21 protein-coding genes are annotated in these 19,187 nt (G+C 68.4%); 10 read left to right on the forward strand and 11 right to left on the reverse strand.

What is annotated here, in order from left to right; translation table 11 throughout:
• The first annotated feature begins 4 nt into the window (after nucleotides 1-4).
• Nucleotides 5-1,852, forward strand: a complete 1,848-nt coding sequence (locus tag AC56LK_RS11960; protein ID WP_497184734.1) for a glycoside hydrolase family 13 protein — start codon at nucleotides 5-7, stop codon at nucleotides 1,850-1,852.
• Entirely contained in the window at nucleotides 1,846-2,823 is a 978-nt protein-coding gene (locus AC56LK_RS11965; RefSeq protein ID WP_497184735.1) for a carbohydrate kinase family protein, read from the forward strand. Before AC56LK_RS11960 ends, AC56LK_RS11965 begins: the two co-directional genes overlap by 7 nt.
• Here the strand turns inward: AC56LK_RS11965 and AC56LK_RS11970 are convergent.
• The 7 genes from AC56LK_RS11970 to AC56LK_RS12000 all read right to left on the reverse strand — a co-directional run bounded on the left by AC56LK_RS11970 (nucleotide 2,738) and on the right by AC56LK_RS12000 (nucleotide 9,043).
• On the reverse strand, nucleotides 2,738-3,883 hold the full coding sequence (locus tag AC56LK_RS11970; RefSeq protein ID WP_497184736.1) for a DUF1501 domain-containing protein: 1,146 nt from the start codon (nucleotides 3,881-3,883) through the stop codon (nucleotides 2,738-2,740). The genes AC56LK_RS11965 and AC56LK_RS11970 overlap by 86 nt on opposite strands.
• 1 nt (nucleotide 3,884) lies before the next feature.
• On the reverse strand, nucleotides 3,885-5,261 hold the full coding sequence (locus AC56LK_RS11975) for a DUF1800 domain-containing protein (protein WP_497184737.1): 1,377 nt from the start codon (nucleotides 5,259-5,261) through the stop codon (nucleotides 3,885-3,887).
• A gap of 82 nt (nucleotides 5,262-5,343) precedes the next feature.
• The gene (locus tag AC56LK_RS11980) at nucleotides 5,344-5,886 is read right to left on the reverse strand and encodes an LOG family protein (protein ID WP_497184738.1); all 543 of its coding nucleotides are present in this window, start codon (nucleotides 5,884-5,886) and stop codon (nucleotides 5,344-5,346) included.
• A gap of 15 nt (nucleotides 5,887-5,901) precedes the next feature.
• Nucleotides 5,902-6,597, reverse strand: coding sequence for a TetR/AcrR family transcriptional regulator (locus tag AC56LK_RS11985; protein WP_497184739.1), 696 nt, complete (start codon nucleotides 6,595-6,597; stop codon nucleotides 5,902-5,904).
• 84 nt (nucleotides 6,598-6,681) lie between these two features.
• Nucleotides 6,682-7,155 carry a phasin family protein gene (locus AC56LK_RS11990; RefSeq protein WP_497184740.1) on the reverse strand — a complete coding sequence of 158 codons (474 nt, stop codon included), beginning with the start codon at nucleotides 7,153-7,155 and terminating at the stop codon, nucleotides 6,682-6,684.
• Between the two features lie 59 nt (nucleotides 7,156-7,214).
• Nucleotides 7,215-8,042, reverse strand: coding sequence for a response regulator (locus AC56LK_RS11995; protein WP_497184741.1), 828 nt, complete (start codon nucleotides 8,040-8,042; stop codon nucleotides 7,215-7,217).
• Nucleotides 8,043-8,113: 71 nt separating this feature from the next.
• Nucleotides 8,114-9,043 (reverse strand): esterase/lipase family protein, encoded by a 930-nt coding sequence (locus tag AC56LK_RS12000; protein WP_497184742.1) that lies wholly within the window; start codon nucleotides 9,041-9,043, stop codon nucleotides 8,114-8,116.
• Nucleotides 9,044-9,305: 262 nt separating this feature from the next.
• Here AC56LK_RS12000 and AC56LK_RS12005 point away from each other — a divergent pair, with 262 nt between their 5' ends.
• On the forward strand, nucleotides 9,306-9,926 hold the full coding sequence (locus AC56LK_RS12005; protein WP_497184743.1) for a DUF6058 family natural product biosynthesis protein: 621 nt from the start codon (nucleotides 9,306-9,308) through the stop codon (nucleotides 9,924-9,926).
• A 79-nt stretch (nucleotides 9,927-10,005) separates the two neighbouring features.
• Here AC56LK_RS12005 and AC56LK_RS12010 read toward each other — a convergent pair whose 3' ends face one another.
• A complete protein-coding gene (locus AC56LK_RS12010; protein WP_497184744.1) occupies nucleotides 10,006-10,767 on the reverse strand; it encodes an RNA methyltransferase in 762 nt (253 codons plus the stop codon).
• 175 nt (nucleotides 10,768-10,942) lie between these two features.
• Between AC56LK_RS12010 and AC56LK_RS12015 the strand changes: the two genes are divergently transcribed.
• From AC56LK_RS12015 to AC56LK_RS12045, 7 genes are all read left to right on the forward strand, one after another.
• Nucleotides 10,943-11,722: an inositol monophosphatase family protein gene (locus tag AC56LK_RS12015; protein ID WP_436108091.1), complete on the forward strand. Its 780-nt coding sequence runs from the start codon at nucleotides 10,943-10,945 to the stop codon at nucleotides 11,720-11,722.
• Between the two features lie 245 nt (nucleotides 11,723-11,967).
• A complete protein-coding gene (locus tag AC56LK_RS12020; RefSeq protein WP_497184745.1) occupies nucleotides 11,968-13,374 on the forward strand; it encodes a DEAD/DEAH box helicase in 1,407 nt (468 codons plus the stop codon).
• A gap of 181 nt (nucleotides 13,375-13,555) precedes the next feature.
• Nucleotides 13,556-14,026, forward strand: coding sequence for a MarR family winged helix-turn-helix transcriptional regulator (locus AC56LK_RS12025; RefSeq protein WP_497184746.1), 471 nt, complete (start codon nucleotides 13,556-13,558; stop codon nucleotides 14,024-14,026).
• 58 nt (nucleotides 14,027-14,084) lie between these two features.
• The gene (gene hyi / locus AC56LK_RS12030) at nucleotides 14,085-14,891 is read left to right on the forward strand and encodes a hydroxypyruvate isomerase (protein WP_497184747.1); all 807 of its coding nucleotides are present in this window, start codon (nucleotides 14,085-14,087) and stop codon (nucleotides 14,889-14,891) included.
• A 43-nt stretch (nucleotides 14,892-14,934) separates the two neighbouring features.
• Nucleotides 14,935-15,300, forward strand: a complete 366-nt coding sequence (locus AC56LK_RS12035) for a VOC family protein (RefSeq protein WP_497184748.1) — start codon at nucleotides 14,935-14,937, stop codon at nucleotides 15,298-15,300.
• Nucleotides 15,301-15,405: 105 nt separating this feature from the next.
• Nucleotides 15,406-16,263, forward strand: a complete 858-nt coding sequence (locus AC56LK_RS12040) for a hypothetical protein (RefSeq protein ID WP_497184749.1) — start codon at nucleotides 15,406-15,408, stop codon at nucleotides 16,261-16,263.
• 11 nt (nucleotides 16,264-16,274) lie between these two features.
• Nucleotides 16,275-16,772, forward strand: coding sequence for a hypothetical protein (locus AC56LK_RS12045; protein ID WP_497184750.1), 498 nt, complete (start codon nucleotides 16,275-16,277; stop codon nucleotides 16,770-16,772).
• A gap of 18 nt (nucleotides 16,773-16,790) precedes the next feature.
• Here the strand turns inward: AC56LK_RS12045 and phbB are convergent, their stop codons facing one another.
• From phbB to AC56LK_RS12060, 3 genes are all read right to left on the reverse strand, one after another.
• The gene (gene phbB / locus AC56LK_RS12050; RefSeq protein ID WP_497184751.1) at nucleotides 16,791-17,534 is read right to left on the reverse strand and encodes an acetoacetyl-CoA reductase; all 744 of its coding nucleotides are present in this window, start codon (nucleotides 17,532-17,534) and stop codon (nucleotides 16,791-16,793) included.
• Between the two features lie 121 nt (nucleotides 17,535-17,655).
• A complete protein-coding gene (locus AC56LK_RS12055) occupies nucleotides 17,656-18,213 on the reverse strand; it encodes a hypothetical protein (RefSeq protein WP_497184752.1) in 558 nt (185 codons plus the stop codon).
• Nucleotides 18,214-18,298: 85 nt separating this feature from the next.
• Nucleotides 18,299-19,186 carry a M90 family metallopeptidase gene (locus tag AC56LK_RS12060; RefSeq protein WP_497184753.1) on the reverse strand — a complete coding sequence of 296 codons (888 nt, stop codon included), beginning with the start codon at nucleotides 19,184-19,186 and terminating at the stop codon, nucleotides 18,299-18,301.
• Nucleotide 19,187: the final 1 nt, after the last annotated feature.

Here is a 19,187-nt window from a genome sequence, read left to right on the forward strand (position 1 = left end):
CCAGGTGCTCAGGTGTATCTTCGCGATCGCGGCCGCGGTGACGGCTGCCTGGGCCAGCGCGGCCCCCTACCGGATCCAGCACGTGGAGCCGCCCAACTGGTGGGTCGGCATGCAGCGGCCCGATCTCCAGCTGATGGTGCATGGCGAGAAGATCGCCGAGCTGGCGCCGGCCCTTGCTTCCGCCTATCCGGGTGTGCGCATCACCGGCGTCGAGCGCAGCGACAACCCGAATTACCTGTTCGTGAACCTGGCCATCGGCAAGGACGCCCGGCCCGGCGAGCTTCAGCTGGCGTTCCGGCGCGGGAAGTACACGGTGGCCAGCCACCGCTACCGGCTGGAGGCCCGCCGTCCGGGGTCGGCACAGCGGCGCAGCTTCGGCGCCAGCGATGCGATCTACCTGCTGGTGCCGGACCGCTTCGCCAGCGCGACACCGGCGAACGACCAGGCCGGGATGCGCGAAGGCGCCGACCGCGCCAACCCGGTCAGGCGCCATGGCGGCGACCTGGCCGGCATGCGCGGCCGGCTCGACTACATCCGCGACCTCGGCTTCACCATGGTCTGGCCTACACCCCTGCTCGAGAACGATCAGCCCAGCTATTCCTATCACGGCTATGCGCTGACCGATTACTACCGGATCGACCCGCGCTTCGGCAGCAATGAGGAATTCCGCGACTACGTGGCCGCGGCCAATACGCGCGGCCTGGGCGTGATCAAGGACATCGTGCTGAACCACATCGGCGCCAGCCACTGGTGGATGCGCGACCTGCCGGCGCGCGACTGGATCAACCACGGCAGCAGCTTCCGGCCCACCAACAACCAGCACACCGTGGCCCAGGACATCCACGCCGCGCCGGAAGAAAAGGCGCGCTTCTTCGATGGTTGGTTCGTCGAGACCATGCCCGACCTGAACCAGCGCAACCGGCTGGTGGCGCGCTACCTGATCCAGAATACGCTGTGGTGGATCGAATATGCGGGCCTGTCCGGCATCCGCGAGGACACCTATTCGTATTCCGATCCGGCCTTCCTGAACGAATGGAACCGCGCCGTGGCCGCCGAGTACCCGCACATGAACGTGGTCGGCGAAGAGATGGACGCGCGGCCGCACATGGTGGCCTACTGGCAGAAGGGCGTCGTCAACCGCGACGGCTACCGTTCCGAGCTGCCGACCGTGATGGACTTCCCACTGAGCGACACCGCCGCGGAGGCGCTGGCCGAGCCGGAGTCGCATAACAAGGGCCTGATCCGGATCTACGAGATCATCGCGGCCGACTACCTGTACGCCGACCCGATGCGGCTGATGGTCTTCCCGGACAACCACGATCGCCCGCGCATCCTGGCCCAGGTCGACAACAAGGTCGAGCTGGCGAAGGCCAACCTGATCCTGATGGCCACCACCCGCGGCATCCCGCAGGTGTTCTACGGCACCGAAGTGCTGATCGGCAGCCCGAAACAGCGCGACGACGGCCTGCTGCGCGCCGACATGCCGGGCGGATGGGATGGCGACCGCGTGGACGCCTTCAGCGGCGCCGGCCTGTCGCCGGCGCAGCGCGACATGCAGGGCTTCGTGCGCACCCTCTTCAACTGGCGCAAGACCAGTTCCGCCGTCACGCAGGGCAAGCTGACCCACTACCTGCCGCGCGACGGCAGCTACGTCTACTTCCGCCATGACGGCAAGCAGACCGTGATGGTGGTGCTCAACAAGAATGCGGCCGGCACCCGGCTCGACCTGGACCGCTTCGCCGGCATGATCAAGGGCGCCCGCAGCGCCACCAACGTGCTGACCGGCGCCCCGGTGGACTTGCGCGCGCCCCTGGCGCTGCCGGCCATGACCTCACTGGTGCTCGCATGGTGAGGGCGCAGGGACGGCGGGTACTGGTGACGGGCGGGGTCGGCATCGACACCATCGTCCATGTGCCCGCGCTGCCGCTGGCGATGGCCGATTCGATCCATGTGCCGCCCGTGACCGACTACGTGGCGCACACCGGCAACGGCGTGGCGCTCGGGCTGCTCGCCCTTGGCCACCGCCCGCTGCTCCTCGACTTCATCGGCCAGGACCCGCAGGCGGAGCTGATCCATGCCCGTTACCGCGAGCGCGGCCTGGCCTTCGACTACCTGGTCCACGAGAGCGGCACCCGGCGCAGCGTCAACCTGGTCGGCCCCGACGGGCGCCGGCTCTCGCTGTACGACGGGCGCCATCCCGACAGCCTGCGCATGCCGCGCGCGTTCTACCTGCCGCGCATGCGCGAAGCCGAACACGTCCACCTGAGCATCATGCCCTGGGCGGCGGAGCTGTTCGACGACGCAGCACTGCTCGGCCTGCCGGTGTCGACCGACCTGCACGACTGGGACGGCAGCAATCCCTATTACCACCCCTTCGCCCGGTGTTCCGACATCGTGTTCCTGAGCGCCGCGGTGCTGGGCGACGGCGTATTCGAGGCGATGCGCGCCATCATGCGCGACGGACGGGCGCAGGTGGTCGTGGCGACCGCCGGGGCCGGCGGCAGCTATTGCCTGCGCCGCGGCGACGATACGATACGGCATACCGCCTGCGCCGTCGTCGACGGACCGGTGGTCGACAGCAACGGCGCGGGCGACGCCTTCTCCTCCACCTTCCTGCACGCCTGGTTCGAGGGCGCGCCGATCGAGGCCTGCATGCGCGCCGGGGCCATTGGCGGCGCCTTCGCCTGCCGCTTCCACGGCACGGCGGAGCGCAGCCTGGGCCTGGAAGAACTGGCGCTCAGGCTTTCAGCAGGCGCGGCAGGGGCTTGCCCTGCACCAGATGCGGGAACAGTGCCCGCGCCGTCTTCTCCGGGTCGACCCTGAAGGCTTCGGCGCAGGTTTGCGCGATCAGCGTCTCGAGGGCCAGCGTGGGCCGCAGGTCGCGCCCCTCGAACAGGTCGGCGGGGGCCAGGCCCGGCCAGTCGGCCAGCACGCGGCCGCCCTGCACCGCCCCGCCCACCAGCATGGCCGCCGCGCCGGTGCCGTGGTCGGTGCCGCCGGTGCCGTTGGCGGCCGCGGTGCGCCCGAATTCGGTGGCGACCAGGATCACCGTCTGCTCCCACGCCGCGCCCAGACCTTGGCGCAGGCCGCCGACCAGTCCGTCCAGGTTGCGCAGCTGGGTCGCCAGCCGGCCGTTCTGGCCGCTGTGGGTGTCCCAGCCGCCGGTCTCGATCATCGCGATGCGCGGGCCGTCCGCCCGGCCGAGGAAGTTGGCCGCCATGCGCCCGGTTTCCAGCGCGTTCTGGCGCTTGCCGCCTTCCATGCCGCCGGCCATGTTGCGGGCTTCCAGCGCCGCCGACCACAGGGCGTGCAGCTGGGCGTCGTCGGCATACAGCCCCTCGACGCGCAGCATCAGGTCGTCGTTGGCCTCGGGCAGGTTGGATGCCGCATACGAGGGCACCGCCACCGCCCCGCGCAGGGACATCGGCACGGTCGGCGCGAAGGCGATCGCCGCCTTCCCCGGACGCGACAGCAGGCTCACCAAGCGGTTCATCCAGCCGTCCTTCAGCTGGTAGGGCGCCTTGCCGCCGGTTTCCAGCACGTTCTGGCCGTCGAAGTGCGAGCGCTCGCGGTAGGAGGACGCGACCGCGTGGAAGAAGCTGGCCTGGCCGGTCCGGTACAGCGTGGCGAGCTCGCCCAGCGAAGGATGCAGCGCGAAGCTCCCGTCGAGCTTTGCCGCCGTCGCCGGATCGATCGCGAGGCCGCCGCGCAGGCCGGCATAGGCCGGGTCCGCATAGGGGATCAGCGTATTCAGGCCGTCGGCCGCGCCGCGCTGGAGGATGAAGACGAAGCGGCGTTCGGTGGCGGCCTGCGCGAAGCTGATGCGCGGTGCGGCCAGCAGCGCGCCGGCGGCGGCGAGGAATTGGCGTCGGTCGAGGGTCATCTTATCTCCGCAGGAATTCGGGGGAAGCGAGCAGCAGCGCCAGCGCGGTGGCCGGGCTCTCGGCCCGGGCGATCGCGGTGCGCGTCTTGTCGCCCAGGCTGCCCGGCAGGATGCGCGGGGCCAGCGCCCGCGCGTCGACGCCGGCGCCGGCCTGCGAGGCCAGGCGCTGCGCCAGTTCGACCCGGCGCAGCAGCGCGTCGGGCGCGGCCCAGGCGGCCGCGGTGTCGCCCCAGCCCGCCGGCGAGCCGGGCCGCCAGACGGGCTGGCCCAGCTGGTTCAAGAGGTTCGCCACCTGGTTCGGGGGCAGCTCGCGCCGTCCCAGCGCGCGCATGCCGGACACCGTCCACTCCCAGGGCGACTTGAACTTGGCGCCGCCCGCGGCCCAGGTTTCCGGCGCCGTCACCAGCACCTGGTACAGGACGGACAGCTTGCCGCCGCTCGCCAGGTAACTGTCGGCCAGGCGCCGCACCAGGCCTGGTGGCGGCTCGTCGGCGACGAAGTGGCGCGCCAGCTTGGCGGCGATGTGGGTGGCGGTGGCGGGTGCGGCGGCCAGGTCGCGCAGGATCGCGCGGGCCTGCTCCTCGCCGCCGTCGGCATAGCTGCGGCCGAGCACCGTGCGCACGCCCGGTTCGTGCAGTCCGGCCACGAAGCGGAAGGTGGCCGGCGCTTCATCTTCCTCCCCGTCGCCCGGCAGCGTCCAGCCCGTGAGTGCGCGCGCCAGCTCGGTCACGTCGTCCTGGGTATAGCCGCTGCGTACGCCAAGGGTATGCAGTTCGAGGATCTCGCGCGCCAGGTTCTCGTTCAGGCCCTGCCCATTGCCCTGGCCCCGGGCGCGGCGCCGGCTGGCGCGCAGTCCGGCCGGACTGTTCGGGCCGGTGGAGCGGGCCTGGTCCAGGTAGAGCAGCATCGCCGGGTGGCGCACCACGGCCAGCAATAGGTCTTCGAAGCGGCCCAGCACATGGGGGCGGATCGCATCGGCCTCGAAGCCGCCGGCCAGCCCGATCATCAGCTGCTTGTCGACGGAAACCGCAAAATGGTTGGCCCAGAAGTGGACCAGGCGCTCGACGAACGGCGTGTCGGTCTGCAGGGCGCTGGCGGCGCGCGCGCCGACCGCCGCCTGGTAAATTTGGCGGCTATCGCGCAGGTAGGCTTCGCGGATGCCGCTCTTCTGGTCCTCGGGCGCGGCGCGCACGGCGCGCTGCTGCTGCGCCCAGGCCGAGGCCAGGACGCTGCTGCGCGGCAGCCGCTTCCAGGGGGCGGGCAAGGCCTCCCAGGCGTCGAGCTGGGCCAGCAACCAGCGGCGCGGGTCGGCCGGCACGGGATCGGCCGGGCGGGCGCCGAGGCCGAAGCGGTTCAGAGCAATCGATTCAGGTGTCATGGGTCCCTTCGGCGCTGCGCGTATGGTTAAAAACGGGTCGCTACCCCTATTCCGCTGAGCAGTACGAAAAGTTCCCGTAGTTTTACACGGGCGCGCGCAGGCGCCGGATCAGCGCATCCGGGTCGGCATCGACCTGCATCAGGTTCAAGTGCTCGGGCCGCACGAAACCTTCCTCGCACTGGTGGCGCACGAAGCCCACCAGGCCGTCCCAGAAGCCGTTCGCGTTGAGCAGCCCGACCGGCTTGGCATGGATGCCCAGCTGGGCCCAGGTCAGCATCTCGAACAGTTCTTCCAGCGTGCCCATCCCGCCCGGCATGGCGATGAAGCCTTCCGACAGCTCGGCCATCATGGCCTTCCGTTCGTGCATGTCCTTCACCACGAACAGCCGGGTCAGCCCGGCGTGGCCGACTTCACGCTCGACCAGGGCCTTCGGGATCACGCCGGTGGCTTCGCCGCCCAGGCGCAGCACTTCGTCGGCGATCACGCCCATCAGGCCGACCTTGCCGCCGCCGTAGACCAGGCCGATGTTGTGTTCCACCAGGGCGGCGGCCAGGCCGCGCGCGGCCCCGGTATAGATCGGGTTGACGCCGTGCGAGGCGCCGCAGTAGACGGCAAGGCTTTTCATGTGTGCGCTCGGGTATTACAGGAAATCGGCGCCGGGCCTGGCCTCGGTGGACAGCTTCTTGAGGTATTCCTCGGACAGCTTCTCGAACAGCAGGCGGGTGTCGCCGCGCAGGTAGGGGCCGACCATCGACAGGACCTGGTAGCAGCCGCGCGCGAGCGCGTCGGCGATGGCCTGCTGCTCGCTGTACTTGCGCGGGTTGCGCACGTATTCATAGGACAGCCAGTAGGTGGCGACGACCACCATATTGGTCGCCATCGCGCCGATCTGCTGGTCGCCCGCTTCGAGCGAGCCTTCGCTGCGCAGGTCCTCGCACAGCTGGCGCGCCACCTTGATCTTGTGGGCCAGGATCGCCTTGAAGTGCAGCTCGAGCTTGCGGTTGCGCGACAGCAGGTCGTTCAGGTCGCGGTAGAAGAAACGGTAGCGCCAGATCAGCTCGAACATCAGGTGCAGGTAGAGCCAGACGTCCTCCATGTTCGAACGGCGCCCGGCCGGCACGGTCAGGATGCGTTCGATCTCCGCTTCGAACTGGACGAAGATCGAGTTGACGATGTCGTCCTTGTTACGGAAATGATAGTACAGGTTGCCGGGCGAGATATTCATCTCCTCGGCAATGACCGTCGTCGTGATGTTCGGCTCGCCGAACTCGTTGAACAGCCTGAGCGAGAGCTCGAGGATGCGTTCGCGGGTCCGGCGCGGAGCTTTTTGTTGCATGAAGGGCGAAGTTTGTGCTCAGTTGTGTTCCAAGCCGCGAGGATAACACCAAATGCTGTCAATGAGACAGCATTCCGGGGGCGTTCAGGCCCCGTCGTCTTCCTCGGGCTCGGCCGCCTTCGGCGCAGGCCGCGTGCGCTTCTTGGGTACCGTGGCTGCGGGCAGGCGCGTGCCCAGCTCCGCCAGCATCTTTTCGAGCTCGTCGACGCGGCGCCGCAGCGCCTCGACCTCGGTGGACGCGGGCACGCCGATGGTGGCCAGGGCGCGCGCCACGCGCTCCTCGAACACCTGTTCCAGCTTGCCCCAGGAGCCGCTGCTGCGCCGGGTTGCGCGCTCGGCGGCGCGCGCCACCGTGCCGGTGGCTTCCTCGACTTCGCGCGCACGCCGGGCCAGCACGCTGCCGTCGCGCACCAGGCGCGTGAACGAGCGCCCACCCTCGCCTTCTTCCTGCGCCTTGGCGAAGGCGCCGAGGCCTGCCTGCCAGATCTGCTGGGCCGAGGTGCGCACGGCGCGCGCCAGCGCCTCGTCGTCGTCCGCTGCAGGGAGTTTCTTGCTCATGACTGTTCCTGGTGATCTCCGTGCGGTCGATTCTAGGCGCGCACGGTAGAACGGAGATTCTAAAGCACCCGGCGGCTGCGTTGCAGCGCCAGCGCCTCGCGGATCCGCGCGCGCAGGCTGGCCGCCGACACCGGCTTGGCGTAATGGGCCTCGGCCACGCCGGAACGCAGCGCCGACTCGATCTCGGCCAGGTCCTGCTGGCCGGTCAGCATCAGGCGCACGGTGCGCGGATGGCGCGCGGCGACCTGGGCCAGCACCTCGGTGCCGCTCATGCCGGGCATGGCCTGGTCGCACAGGATGACCTCGACCGCTTCGCGTTCGAGCAGCGCCAATGCTTCCGGCCCGGAAGCTGCGCTCAGCACGCGCACCGGCTCGTCGCCGAGCATGTCGGCCAGCACGGCCAGCATGAAGGGATCGTCGTCGACCAGCAGCACGGTCGGCTGGGCGGGCTGCGCGGCGGGGACCGGGGCGGCCGGTGGCAATGTCGGCACCGGGCCCGGGCTGGACGGGGATGCTGGCGCGGCAGCGGGCAGGAAGGCCTCGAGCTCGGCCACGAAGCTTTCCGGCTCGATCGGCTTGCTGATGTAGCCGTCGAAGCCGGCGTCCAGCACCTTCTCGCGGTCGCCCGCCATCGCCAGCGCGGTCACGGCCAGCACCGGGACCCCGGCCAGGCTCGGCTCGGCCTTCAAGGTGGCCAGTACCGCAAAGCCGTTCATGCCGGGCAGGTTGACGTCGCAGGCGATCAGGTCGGGCGGCTCGGCGCGGGCGGCGGCGACGCCGCGCAGGCCGTCGGGTGCGCTGACGGCGGTATGTCCGTAGGCGGTGAGCAGAAACGCCATCAGCTCAACGTTCGCGGGATTGTCTTCGATGATGAGGATGCGGGCCAAGTCGGCGCTCCAGTTGCGGCGTTGCCATCACTCTAACACGGGGCCCGTCAATACAGACGCAAGCGTGCATGCTACGAGGTGGTGGCGATCTCGCGCATCACGGCATCGAGCACGCGCGGATTGCGGCCCAGCGCCACGTGGCCGACGCCCCCGAACGCCAGGTTGCGCGCGCCCGGCAGTTCGCTCGAGGTCTGGGGCGCGATGATGTTGTCGTGGTGCGACCAGATCGAGGTGACCAGGGCGCGCGCCGCCGCGTCCTCGCCGCCGGCCAGGGCCCGCAGCCAGGCGCATTCGGGCGGCTCGGCCTGCGCCGCCCTGCGCATCTGGGCGGCGTTCAGTCCCAGCCCGAAGGCGGCCAGGCAGGTGCCGTGGTGCGGCGTGCCGAGCGTGATCACGCGCGCCACCTTGCCGGTGCCGCAGGCGCGCATCCAGGCGCGCGCCACCAGCCCGCCCATGCTGTGCGCGACGATGACCACCTTGTCCGCGCCGGCCGCCGTGCGCAGCGCCTCCACCGCGCGCTCGACCAGCGGCGCGTAGCCGTCGATGCCGCCCATCAGGGGCTCGAGGTCGACCGAGGCATGGCTGATGCGCGCGGCGTCCAGGCGCGGCAGCAGGTGCGACCAGTAGCCGCTGTTGCAGCCATAGCCGTGCAGCAGCAGGACCGGCGGCGCGTGCGAGCCGGGATGGATGCGGGTACGGGGTGCGGCGCGCGGCATCGTCCACGAGGACTGCAGCATGCTGGCGCTGAACTCTTCGGCGAACATGCGCAGGCGCGCCACAGGACCGAGCCGGTATGCCTCCGGCGTGGGACTGGCGTAGCGCGCGCTCATGAAAAAGTTGTTGGCATTGATGAGCAGGCGCACCAGCACCACGCTGCCCAGTCCCAGGGCCAGGCCCAGCCAGCGGCTGGCGCCCAAGATCTCGACCGCGGCCAGGCCGATGCCCAGCGCGGCCAGGGCCTGCACGAGCAGCAGCAACTGGAGCAGGCGGCGCGCGCTCATCGCCCCGGCCTCAGGCCGCCAGCCGGGCCGCCGGCCGGCCCGTGAGCGAGCTCGCCAGGCCGCTCGCCAGTCTCGCAGCGAGGGCGTAGGTCGTCAGCTGCGGATTGGCGCCGAGCGAGGTCGGGAACGTCGCGCAGGCGCTCCGCGTCGGGTCCGGTGTTCTCGACTGCCCCCTGTCCCGCCATGCCGATCTCCGCGACGAAAAGCGCCATCCTAGCGCAGGCACTCCGTCTGCTCAAGCGGCCGGGTAGAATGCATGCCCATGGAACTCATCGATTACCTCAACACGCATCTCCTCACCCGCGAATTGTTGCTGGCGGCAAGCGGCATCACCTCGGCACGGCTCGAGGAACTGGTCGCCGGCGGCTGCATGCCGCAGCCGTCGTATCGGATCCAGCTGGCTATCCGCTGCACCTCCTTCTTCGGCGAGCACGGCGACGAGCAAGCGATCGCGTACTACGCCACCGGTTATCCGTCATGGATCGGCATCCTGGAAGCGACCCAGGAAGAGCCGTACGCGGTCTTCTCACGCCGCTACCGGGCGGCCCTGGCAGCCCTACCATTGACGACAGACGATCCGAAACTCGGCGCCGGACTCGATGCGCACCTCAAGGATGAATGGGGCCACTTCCTGGCCGGAACCTACGGCCTGTGTACGCGTTCCGGCCTGCCGGAAGACATTGCCGCCAAGGAGCTGGCGATTTGCGTCATCAAGGAACTCACGGGAGATGGGCAGGCTGCGCCTGATGTGGAGCGGCTGCGCCAGGCCGTGGAGTTGCTCGACCGCGTCAGCAGTCCGTTCGCGCCGCACGAGCGCGCGCGCAGCTCGCGCCACCGCTACGTCGATGCGATGCGCCTGAAGTACGGGCTGCAGGCGACTTGACCCAGCGGTTTGCCGTGGGGAACATGGATGCAGAGGATATTTGCATCGACTGCCCTGCAGGCAAATATTCCATGCACGCCTACTTTTTCGGCGCGTGCTGGAGGATCTCGCGTGCGATCCCGCGCAGGATGTTGACCTCTTCGGTCTCGAGCTGGGTGCGCGAAAACAGGCGCTTCAGGCGCGGCATCAGCTTCTTCGGGTTGTTCGCATTGAGGAAGCCGATCGCCACCAGCGCTTCTTCCAGGTGGGCATACATGCCCTCGATCTGGGCGATGCCGGCGGCATCGCCGTGGAAGCCGACGCCGCGTTCCTCGACGGTGTCGCCGGTTGCCGCCAGCCGGCATTCGTAGGCCAGCACCTGGGCGGCCTGCGACAGGTTCAGCGAAGAATAGTCGGGATTCGAGGGAATGTTGATCAGGACGTTGCAGCCTTCGACGATCTGGTTCGGCAGGCCGACCCGCTCGTTGCCGAGAATGAGGGCGGGCGCCAGATCGCCCTGCCCGGCCGCATGGGCCGCGAAGGCGCGCGGCGTCCACACCGGCGGCGAGAACTCGCGCAGGCGTGCCGACACCGCCGCGGCGAAATTGCAGCCCTCCAGTGCTTCGCCGATGGTCCCGACGATGCGCGCCCCGGCCAGGACGTCGCCGGCGCCGCTGGCGAAGGCCACCGCTTCCGGGTCGTGCAGCGGGTCCTCGCAGCGCGGCGCCACCAGCACCAGCTCGCTGAAGCCCATCGTCTTGATGGCGCGCGCCACCGAGCCGACATTGCCTGCGCGGCTGGTCTCGACCAGCACAAAACGGAGCCTTTTGAAGAGAGATGTGTTGATTTCGGTCGGGTTCATTTAAAATAGCGCCATCGCGCGGTGCGGGCGCTTAATATTCCGGAGAAGGTAGTCCGGGATTTTAACGGGTTCGGCACCGCTTTGCTCTTTGTCATTCTCAATTCAGCAGACCGTTCACGGCGCATCGCAGCGTGGTGGGCGTTCGCGTTTTTTCCACGGAAAGCTCATGCACCCAATGCTCAACACGGCCATCAAGGCCGCCCGCCGCGCCGCCACCGTCATCAACCGCGCGTCCTTCGATCTCGATCGCATCACCATTTCTGAAAAAAATCACAACGATTTCGTCACCGACATCGACCAGGCGGCCGAACAGGCGATCGTGGAAACGCTGCTGAAGGCCTACCCGGACCACGCCATCCTGGCGGAGGAAAGCGGTGCGTCGAAGAACCTGAATGACGAGAGCGAATACGTGTGGATCATCGACCCGATCGACGGCACCACCAACTTCCTGCACGGCTACCCCAACTACTGCATCTCGATCGCCCTGCAGCAGCGCGGCGTGACCACCCAGGCCCTGGTCTACGACCCGGTGCGCAACGACCTGTTCACCGCCACCAAGGGCGCGGGTTCCTACCTCAACGACAAGCGCATCCGCGTGCGCAACCATGACCGCATCGGCAAGGCACTGTTGTCCTCGGGCCACGGTCCGGACCCGCGCGCGCTGGCCGAATACCTGCGCATGTACGAAGTCGTCGCCTCGCGCTGCCACGGCGTGCGCAGCGCCGGTTCGGCGGCGCTGGAACTGGCCAACGTGGCCGCCGGCCGCATCGACGGCTACTTCGAGAAGGGCCTGAAGGTCTGGGACATCGCGGCGGGCGCCCTGCTGGTGACCGAAGCGGGCGGCATCGTCGGCGAATTCAACGGCGAATCGGACTACCTGCACAAGGGCGACATCATCGCCGCCGGCCCGAAGGTGTTCGGCCAAATGGTGCCCCTCATGTCGGCTTTCGCGTAATCGCGTAGAATACGCCCCGTGCTTCCGGAGTGTCGCAGGACACTCCGCTTCACCGGCTGGAAAGTCCCGGTCATAAACTTTCCATAGAGAAACCTTTCCTCTATAATCCCGGCTGCCCCGTTCGTGCTCTGTGCGCGGCAGCGTCCGGGCGGCAGCGCTCACAAAGCCTTGCCCGCCTCCGCATGACTAACCCGATTTCCTGGACTGGCGCCATGTGGCGACGGGCCGCCCTTTATTGAGAGTTTATGTCTTTTTCCACACTTGGTTTGTCCGACGCGATCGTTCGCGCGGTGACTGAACAGGGTTATACCTCGCCGACGCCGATCCAGGCCCAGGCCATCCCCGCCGTCCTGAATGGCGGCGACCTGCTGGCCGGCGCCCAGACCGGCACCGGCAAGACCGCCGGCTTCACCCTGCCGATCCTGCAACGCCTGTCGACCGATGCGGTCGGCAGCGCGCTGAAAAGCAAGACCACCCCACGCGCCATCCGCGCCCTGGTGCTGACCCCGACCCGCGAACTCGCGGCCCAGGTCGAGGAAAGCGTGCGCCTGTACGGCAAGTACACCAACCTGAATTCGGCCGTGATCTTCGGCGGCGTCGGCATCAACCCGCAGATCAAGCTGCTCAAGCACGGCGTCGACGTGCTGGTCGCGACTCCGGGCCGCCTGCTCGACCACGCCGGCCAGCGCACCGTCGACCTGTCGAAGGTCGAGATCCTGATCCTGGACGAAGCCGACCGCATGCTCGACATGGGCTTCATCCACGACATCAAGAAAGTGCTGGCCCTGCTGCCGCCGAAGCGCCAGAACCTGCTGTTCTCGGCCACCTTCTCGGACGACATCAAGGCGCTGGCCGACAAGCTGCTGAACAATCCGCACTCGATCGAGGTGGCACGCCGCAACTCGACCGTGGAAGTGATCGCGCAGAAGATCCACCCGGTCGACCGCGACAAGAAGCACCCGATGCTGTCGCACCTGATCAAGGAAAACGACTGGCACCAGGTGCTGGTCTTCACGCGCACCAAGCACGGCGCCAACAAGCTGGTGGAACAGCTGGGCCGTGACGGCATCGGCGCGATGGCGATCCACGGCAACAAGAGCCAGACGGCGCGCACCAAGGCGCTGGCCGAGTTCAAGGACGGCAGCCTGCAGGTACTGGTGGCGACCGACATCGCGGCGCGCGGCATCGACATCGACCAGCTGCCGCACGTGGTGAACTACGACCTGCCGAACATCCCGGAAGACTACGTGCACCGCATTGGCCGTACCGGCCGTGCCGGCGCGACCGGTGAAGCCGTGTCGCTGGTGTGCGTGGACGAGCACCAGATGCTGAAGGACATCGAGAAGCTGATCAAGCAGACCCTGCCGCGTCACGTGATCCCCGGCTTCGAGCCGGACCCGACCGCCAAGGCACAGCCGATCCAGCTGCGCAGCGGCGCCCCGGGCCACGCCAACCGTGGCGGCGGCCGTCCGGGCGGCAACCGCGGCGGCCAGGGCCAGCCCCGCAGCGCTAGCGCCAATGGCGGCGGTGGCAACGGTGGCCGTCCGGCCGCCAACGGCAGCCGCCCTGCCGGCGCCAACGGCGGCAACCGTAACGGCAGCAGCGCCAGCCGCGGCCCGCGCACGGGTTCCGCCCCACGCCGCGACCGCTAACAGCGCCGGGCAGCCAAGGCTGCCCTCCCCCCATGAGGGTCAGCGTCGAATTGATTCGACCCTGACCCTCATTGCATTTAAATGAGCTCATCCACAATATTTGATTACTCAAGTACTTGCCAAAGGTCGACTTTCAGCATATATTTGAGTAATCAACTACCAATCAAAGGCTGAGCTTGCCATGACTGACATGAACGACACCACGCTCGACACCGGTGCACCCCTCGACAGCCCGACCAGCGAGTTCTGCCTGCGCATGTCGCGGGCATGGGCGGCCCTGTCGCGGCGGCTGGACAGTTCCCTGGGGGCCTTGCACGGGATAAGTTTTGCTGACTATCAGTTGCTGCTGAACTTGCAGCGGGCGCCGGGCGGGCGCCTGCGGCGGGTCGACCTGGCGGAAAAGCTGGGACTGACCGCGTCCGGCGTCACCCGTTCGCTGCTGCCGCTGGAAAAGATCGGCCTGGTCGGCCGCCAGAGCGATCCGCGCGACGCCAGGGTCGGCTACGCCATCATCACACCCGCCGGCAACGAGCTGGTCACGAATGCCGGCGTGGTGGTGCACAACGTCAGCCGCATGCTGCTGGGCGCACCCTCGCGGGCGCAGATCGAGTCGACCTCGAGCCTGCTGGCCCAGCTCGGCGGCAGCCAGTAAGCACTGCCACGCCAGGATCGGCTAGGATGACGGATCGCCACAGCACGACACCATCCGCATGCCGAGATTCGCCGCCAACCTGAGCCTGATGTTCAACGAGCTCCCTTTCCTCGACCGCTTCGCGGCCGCGCGCGCGGCCGGTTTCGATGCGGTCGAGTTCCTGTTCCCGTATGCCTTCGAGCCGGAGCAGATCACGGCCCGCCTGCAGCGCTACGGGCTGGAGCTGGTGCTGCACAACCTGCCGGCCGGCGACTGGGCCGCGGGCGAGCGCGGCCTGGCCTGCGACCCGCGCCGCACGGCAGAGTTCGAGGACGGGGTCGCCCTGGCCATCGATTACGCACTGGAACTCGGCGTCCGCCGCCTGCACTGCCTGGCCGGCAAGCTGCCGCCCAGGGTCTCGCGGGAACGCGTCCACGCGGCCTATGTCGCCAACCTGCGCCACGCCGCCGCGCAATGCCAGGCGCAGGGAATCGCGCTGCTGATCGAACCGATCAACGACCGCGACATCCCCGGCTACTTCCTGACCGGGACGCGCCAGGCGGCCGCCGTCATCGAGGAGGTGGGCGCGCCCAACCTCCACCTGCAATACGACATCTATCACATGCAGCGCATGGAGGGCGAGCTGGCCGACACCATGCGCGCCCGCCTGCCGCTGATCCGCCACATCCAGCTGGCCGACGTGCCGGGCCGGCACCAGCCGGGTACCGGCGAGATCAATTTCCCCTACCTGTTCCGCCTGCTGGACGAGCTCGGCTACGAGGGCTGGATCGGCTGCGAATACCTGCCTGAGGGCGAGACCCGCTCCTCGCTCGGCTGGCTCGAGCAGGAGCGCCGCAGGTCTGCCGGGACGCTGGACAGGGCCTGAGCAATCAGGCAACATCATTGCTTTATCCTGCCGAGGAGCGAGCATGATTCAGGGATTGCGTACCGTCATTTACCCCGTCACCAACCTGGCTGAAGGCCGCGCCTGGTACGAGCAGGTCCTCGGCCGCGCGCCCTACTTCGACGAAGTCTTCTATGTCGGCTTCGAGGTCGGCGGCTTCGAACTGGGCCTGATCCCGGACGGCCAGCCCGGCAGTGCCGGCGCCACCGCCTACTGGGGCACGCAGGACATCGACGCCGAGCTGGCGCGCCTGATCGCGCTGGGTGCGGAAGTGGACGCGCCGGTGGCCGACGTCGGCGGCGGCATCCGCGTCGCCACGGTGCGCGACCCGTATGGCAACCTGTTCGGCGTGATCCAGAATCCCCATTTCGACCGCGCCAAAGTCGAGTAAAAGGCATTCTCTTTTCGCGCAATTGACCATCAGCAAGGCTCTTGCAGACGGAGTTTGAAACAATGGGCACTTTCGGGCCGCCTCCTGCGGCCGGAAGGGACCCACATGCTGCAACATCTCTCGATCCGCCTGTTCCTCGTATGTGCGCTGCTGCTGGCCGGCTGCGGCACGACCGGCGGCGGTCCGGTCAGCCTGCAGGAAGTGCGCGAATTCGCCGACGCCTCGGCGCGCCTGGGCGGCTACGCCGAACTGGCGCGCCGCTACCGCGACACCTACGAGCGCGAACAGCCCTATTTGTCCCCCGCCACCGACAAGATGGCGCGCGAAAACGACGCCAAGCGCAAGGCGGTGTTCGAAGACTTCGTCGCGATCCAGAAGACCCTGGTGCTCTACATGCAGACCCTGAGCCTGCTCGCCGGCGATGCGCGCTACGACCTGTCCGAGCGCATCGACGACCTCGGCAATGGCCTGAAGGCGAACACCGAGTCCGGCCTGCAGCAGCGCCATATCACGGCGTATACCGGCCTGACCCGCCTGCTGACCCGGGTGATCGCCTCGGGCTACCAGAACCGCAGCGTGGAAACCATGGTGCGCGATGGCGATGCCGACGTGCAGACCCTGCTCGACGCCATGATCTCGCTCACCCGCCTCTACTACAAGACCAACGAGAATGAGAAGAAAACGATCCTCGGCATCTTCGACGTCGAGATTCCTTTCTCGACGCGCAATTCGGACCGCATGCTGGTCACGCTCGCCAAGGTGCATTACCTGAACAAGGCCACCGAGTACAAGCTCGTCGACCGCCGCTACGAGCTGGCCCTGCAGGGTCTGACCAAGGTGGCGCTGGGGCACCAGAAAATGCGCGAGAACCTCGGCAAGCTGTCGAACGATGAAGTCCGGCGCCTGCTGGCCAACTACGGACGCGACCTGCGCACCATCCGCGACGGGCTGTCCGGCGACTGACAGGAGAGCACATGACTACCACCCCGCCCCCTTCCAGCGCGGACGCCGCCGCCGGCGCCCTGTCCAGCACCGAGAAGATCGTCGAACTGGCCGACCAGCTGTCGGCCTGCGCCGACCAGCTCCACGAACGCGTGATGACCGAGATCCGCAGCTACGCCGGCAAGCCGGTGCCCGAGCATGTCCAGGCCAGCGCCCGCGCCCTGTTCGAGGACGAAGTGCTGCTGCGCCAGCGCGCCAACGGCCTGTACGCCGATGCCGCCACCTTCATCGTCAAGGGCCTGGGCAAGCAGCAGGCCCAGCTCGTCAAGCTCACCGCCGACGCCGCGGAAAAGATCCGCAAGATCGCCGTGGTCGGCGAAGTCGGCGGCCTGGTCGGCGGCCTGCTGGGCCTGGCCGGCGCCGCCGCGACCGGGCAACCAGTGGCCATCCTCGCCGCCATCCAGAAGCTCGAGAAACACGGCAAGGCGCTGAATGCGCTCAAGCCGAAGCCGCCGGCCAAGGACGGCTGAACACCGCGCCTGGGCCGCTCAGCACATATGCTGTCCGCCATTGATCGCCAGGTTGGCGCCGGTGACGAAACCGGCGTCTTCCGACACCAGCCAGGACACCATGGCCGCCACTTCGCCGGGCTGGCCCAGGCGCCCGACCGGGATCTGCGGCAGGATGCGTTCGTGCAGCACCTGGGGCGGCAGGTCGTGCACCATGCGGGTCTCGAGGTGGCCCGGCGAGACGGTATTGACGGTGACGCCGTGACGCGCGGTTTCCAGCGCCAGCGCCTTGCTCAGCCCGTGCAGGCCGGCCTTGGCGGCGGCATAGTTGGCCTGGTCGGGCGCGCCCTGCTGTGCGCTGACCGAACCGATGTTCACGATGCGGCCCCAGCGCTGGGCGATCATCGGTTCGATCGCATGGCGCGCCATGTTGAAGGCGCCGTCGAGGTTGACGCCCATGACCGCATGCCAGTCGTCCAGGCCCATCCTGCGCATGCTGCGGTCGCGCGTCAGTCCGGCATTATTGACCAGCACGTCGATGCGGCCCGTATGCGCGAGCAGGCGCTGCAGGGCACGCGCCGCGCCGTCGAAATCGGCAACGTCGGCCTCGACCGCGATGAAATCCATGCCGTCGCGGCGGTGGCTGGCCAGCCATTCGTGGTGGTGGTGGTTGGAGGGTGAAAAGGTGGCGGCGACGGTGAAGCCGTCGAGATGCAGGCGACGGCACAATGCCGTGCCGAGTCCGCCCATGCCCCCGGTGACGAGGGCGACGCGTTTGCTCATGAGGAATCCCCTGGACGTGGTTGTCCGCATCCGCCAGGCCGCGCCTGCCGCGATGCGAACTACCGAGTGTAGGGAAGCGTCCCCTGCGGCTCGTTGAGCAGGATCAAGCCTGCACCTGGGCTCAGGCGATGAGCTGGGGGCGGCTGCCGGGATCGAAGTCGGCCCAGTCGCCGTCGACGATATTGCCTTCGGCGCGCTCGATGTGGTGGGCGCCGAGCTGGCGCAGCACGTCGACCGCACGGTCGGCCAGGCCGGCGTCGTCGAAGGCGACCGCCACCAGCATGCCGGCTTCGCGCGGCGGCACCCGGTTCTCATTGCTGCCTTCTTCGGACTCGCCGCGTTCCTTCATCTTCGAAAAGCTGAACAGCGAGCCGACGTGGCCGCCGACCAGGCCGCCGACGATCGGTCCCAGCGGTCCGGTGACGGGCGAGGTGGCCGCCCCGATGGCCGCGCCGACCGCGCCGCCGGTGGCGATGCCCTCCATCACGCCTTTCGGCGTCTCCTTGGCGCCGGGCGACTGCAGATGATCGCCGCCGATCGGGGTCTGGTCGTGCTGGCCCGGCTGGCTCAGGTAGAACCCGCTGATCCGGCCGGCGTCGAAACCTGCGTCGGCCAGCGCGCGGCGCGCGCGGTCGACGTCATCCTGAAGCTGGAAACGCCCTGCAATAATGGTGGACATATCGATTTCTCCTGGATCGTGGTAACTCGACTATGCCCGGTGCGCGCGCCTTCCTCTGTACGCACGCGCACGCAGCGTGCCTCCCTCAGCGCCACTGGCCGTACACCAGCCCGGTGCCGAAGGCATCGTCGAACACCGGCCGCGGTTCGGCCACCCAGTGGCGCGGATCCACGCGGAAGTATTTCAGGAATTCCTCGTACAGGTCGGGGTGGCGGGCCGCCAGCTCCCACGGCTGTTCGAAGAAGCTTTCGGTGGCGACCGCGAAGAACTCGGCCGGATTGCTGGCGCCATAGTGGTCGAGCACGCCCTGCTGTCCCCACATCGCATCGCGCTGCAGCGCAGCATAGTTGCGCGACAGGACGTCGGACCAGCTGCGGTAGCGCTCGGTGCTGCCCAGGTAGGGGGCGCCGTTGGTGCTGCCCGATTCGCTGTCGAGCTGGTGGGCGAACTCGTGCAGCACCACATTGTGATGCGCGGAGTCGTCCATCCCGGCGCGCCGCACATGGTCCCAGGACAGGATCACGCGGCCGTCGCCCCAGGACTCTCCCAGCAGGTCCTGGCGCTGCTCGGTGACGACGCCGGCGGCATCGACCTCGCGGCGCGGCACCAGGAAGGCGCCGGGATAGACCAGCACCGCGTGCAGCGAAGGATAGAGCGTGGCCGGGCTGGCATCGCCGGCGCGGCCCAGCACCAGCATGCAGGCCTGGCCGGCGATAGTGACGCGCATCTCGTCGGTGATCTCGAGCCCGGCGCAGCCGACGAAGGCCTTCTCGTGCAGGAACTGCTGGACCAGGCGCTGCAGGCGCTTCTGGTGCGCGAGGTCCATGCCCGCATACTGGGCCACGTTGCGCTCGAGGATGGCGCGCTGCGTCGGCGCCAGCGGACGGGCGAGCGCACGGCGCAGCCGCAGCTTCGGCCACAGCCATGCCGCCAGCAACCCGGCCGCCACCAGACCGGCGATGAGTGCTTCCATC

Source organism: Telluria sp. ZB4P36 (genome assembly GCF_059685865.1).

Bases quoted from the DNA above. Each gene is read 5' to 3' on its own strand.
- AC56LK_RS11965 (WP_497184735.1), top strand. From the start codon at position 1,846: ATGGTGAGGGCGCAGGGACGGCGGGTACTGGTGACGGGCGGGGTCGGC.
- AC56LK_RS11970 (WP_497184736.1), bottom strand. From the start codon at position 3,883: ATGACCCTCGACCGACGCCAATTCCTCGCCGCCGCCGGCGCGCTGCTG.
- AC56LK_RS11975 (WP_497184737.1), bottom strand. From the start codon at position 5,261: ATGACACCTGAATCGATTGCTCTGAACCGCTTCGGCCTCGGCGCCCGC.
- AC56LK_RS11980 (WP_497184738.1), bottom strand. From the start codon at position 5,886: ATGAAAAGCCTTGCCGTCTACTGCGGCGCCTCGCACGGCGTCAACCCG.
- AC56LK_RS11985 (WP_497184739.1), bottom strand. From the start codon at position 6,597: ATGCAACAAAAAGCTCCGCGCCGGACCCGCGAACGCATCCTCGAGCTC.
- AC56LK_RS11990 (WP_497184740.1), bottom strand. From the start codon at position 7,155: ATGAGCAAGAAACTCCCTGCAGCGGACGACGACGAGGCGCTGGCGCGC.
- AC56LK_RS12000 (WP_497184742.1), bottom strand. From the start codon at position 9,043: ATGAGCGCGCGCCGCCTGCTCCAGTTGCTGCTGCTCGTGCAGGCCCTG.
- AC56LK_RS12005 (WP_497184743.1), top strand. From the start codon at position 9,306: ATGGAACTCATCGATTACCTCAACACGCATCTCCTCACCCGCGAATTG.
- AC56LK_RS12010 (WP_497184744.1), bottom strand. From the start codon at position 10,767: ATGAACCCGACCGAAATCAACACATCTCTCTTCAAAAGGCTCCGTTTT.
- AC56LK_RS12015 (WP_436108091.1), top strand. From the start codon at position 10,943: ATGCTCAACACGGCCATCAAGGCCGCCCGCCGCGCCGCCACCGTCATC.
- AC56LK_RS12020 (WP_497184745.1), top strand. From the start codon at position 11,968: ATGTCTTTTTCCACACTTGGTTTGTCCGACGCGATCGTTCGCGCGGTG.
- AC56LK_RS12025 (WP_497184746.1), top strand. From the start codon at position 13,556: ATGACTGACATGAACGACACCACGCTCGACACCGGTGCACCCCTCGAC.
- hyi (WP_497184747.1), top strand. From the start codon at position 14,085: ATGCCGAGATTCGCCGCCAACCTGAGCCTGATGTTCAACGAGCTCCCT.
- AC56LK_RS12035 (WP_497184748.1), top strand. From the start codon at position 14,935: ATGATTCAGGGATTGCGTACCGTCATTTACCCCGTCACCAACCTGGCT.
- AC56LK_RS12040 (WP_497184749.1), top strand. From the start codon at position 15,406: ATGCTGCAACATCTCTCGATCCGCCTGTTCCTCGTATGTGCGCTGCTG.
- AC56LK_RS12045 (WP_497184750.1), top strand. From the start codon at position 16,275: ATGACTACCACCCCGCCCCCTTCCAGCGCGGACGCCGCCGCCGGCGCC.
- phbB (WP_497184751.1), bottom strand. From the start codon at position 17,534: ATGAGCAAACGCGTCGCCCTCGTCACCGGGGGCATGGGCGGACTCGGC.
- AC56LK_RS12055 (WP_497184752.1), bottom strand. From the start codon at position 18,213: ATGTCCACCATTATTGCAGGGCGTTTCCAGCTTCAGGATGACGTCGAC.
- AC56LK_RS12060 (WP_497184753.1), bottom strand. From the start codon at position 19,186: ATGGAAGCACTCATCGCCGGTCTGGTGGCGGCCGGGTTGCTGGCGGCA.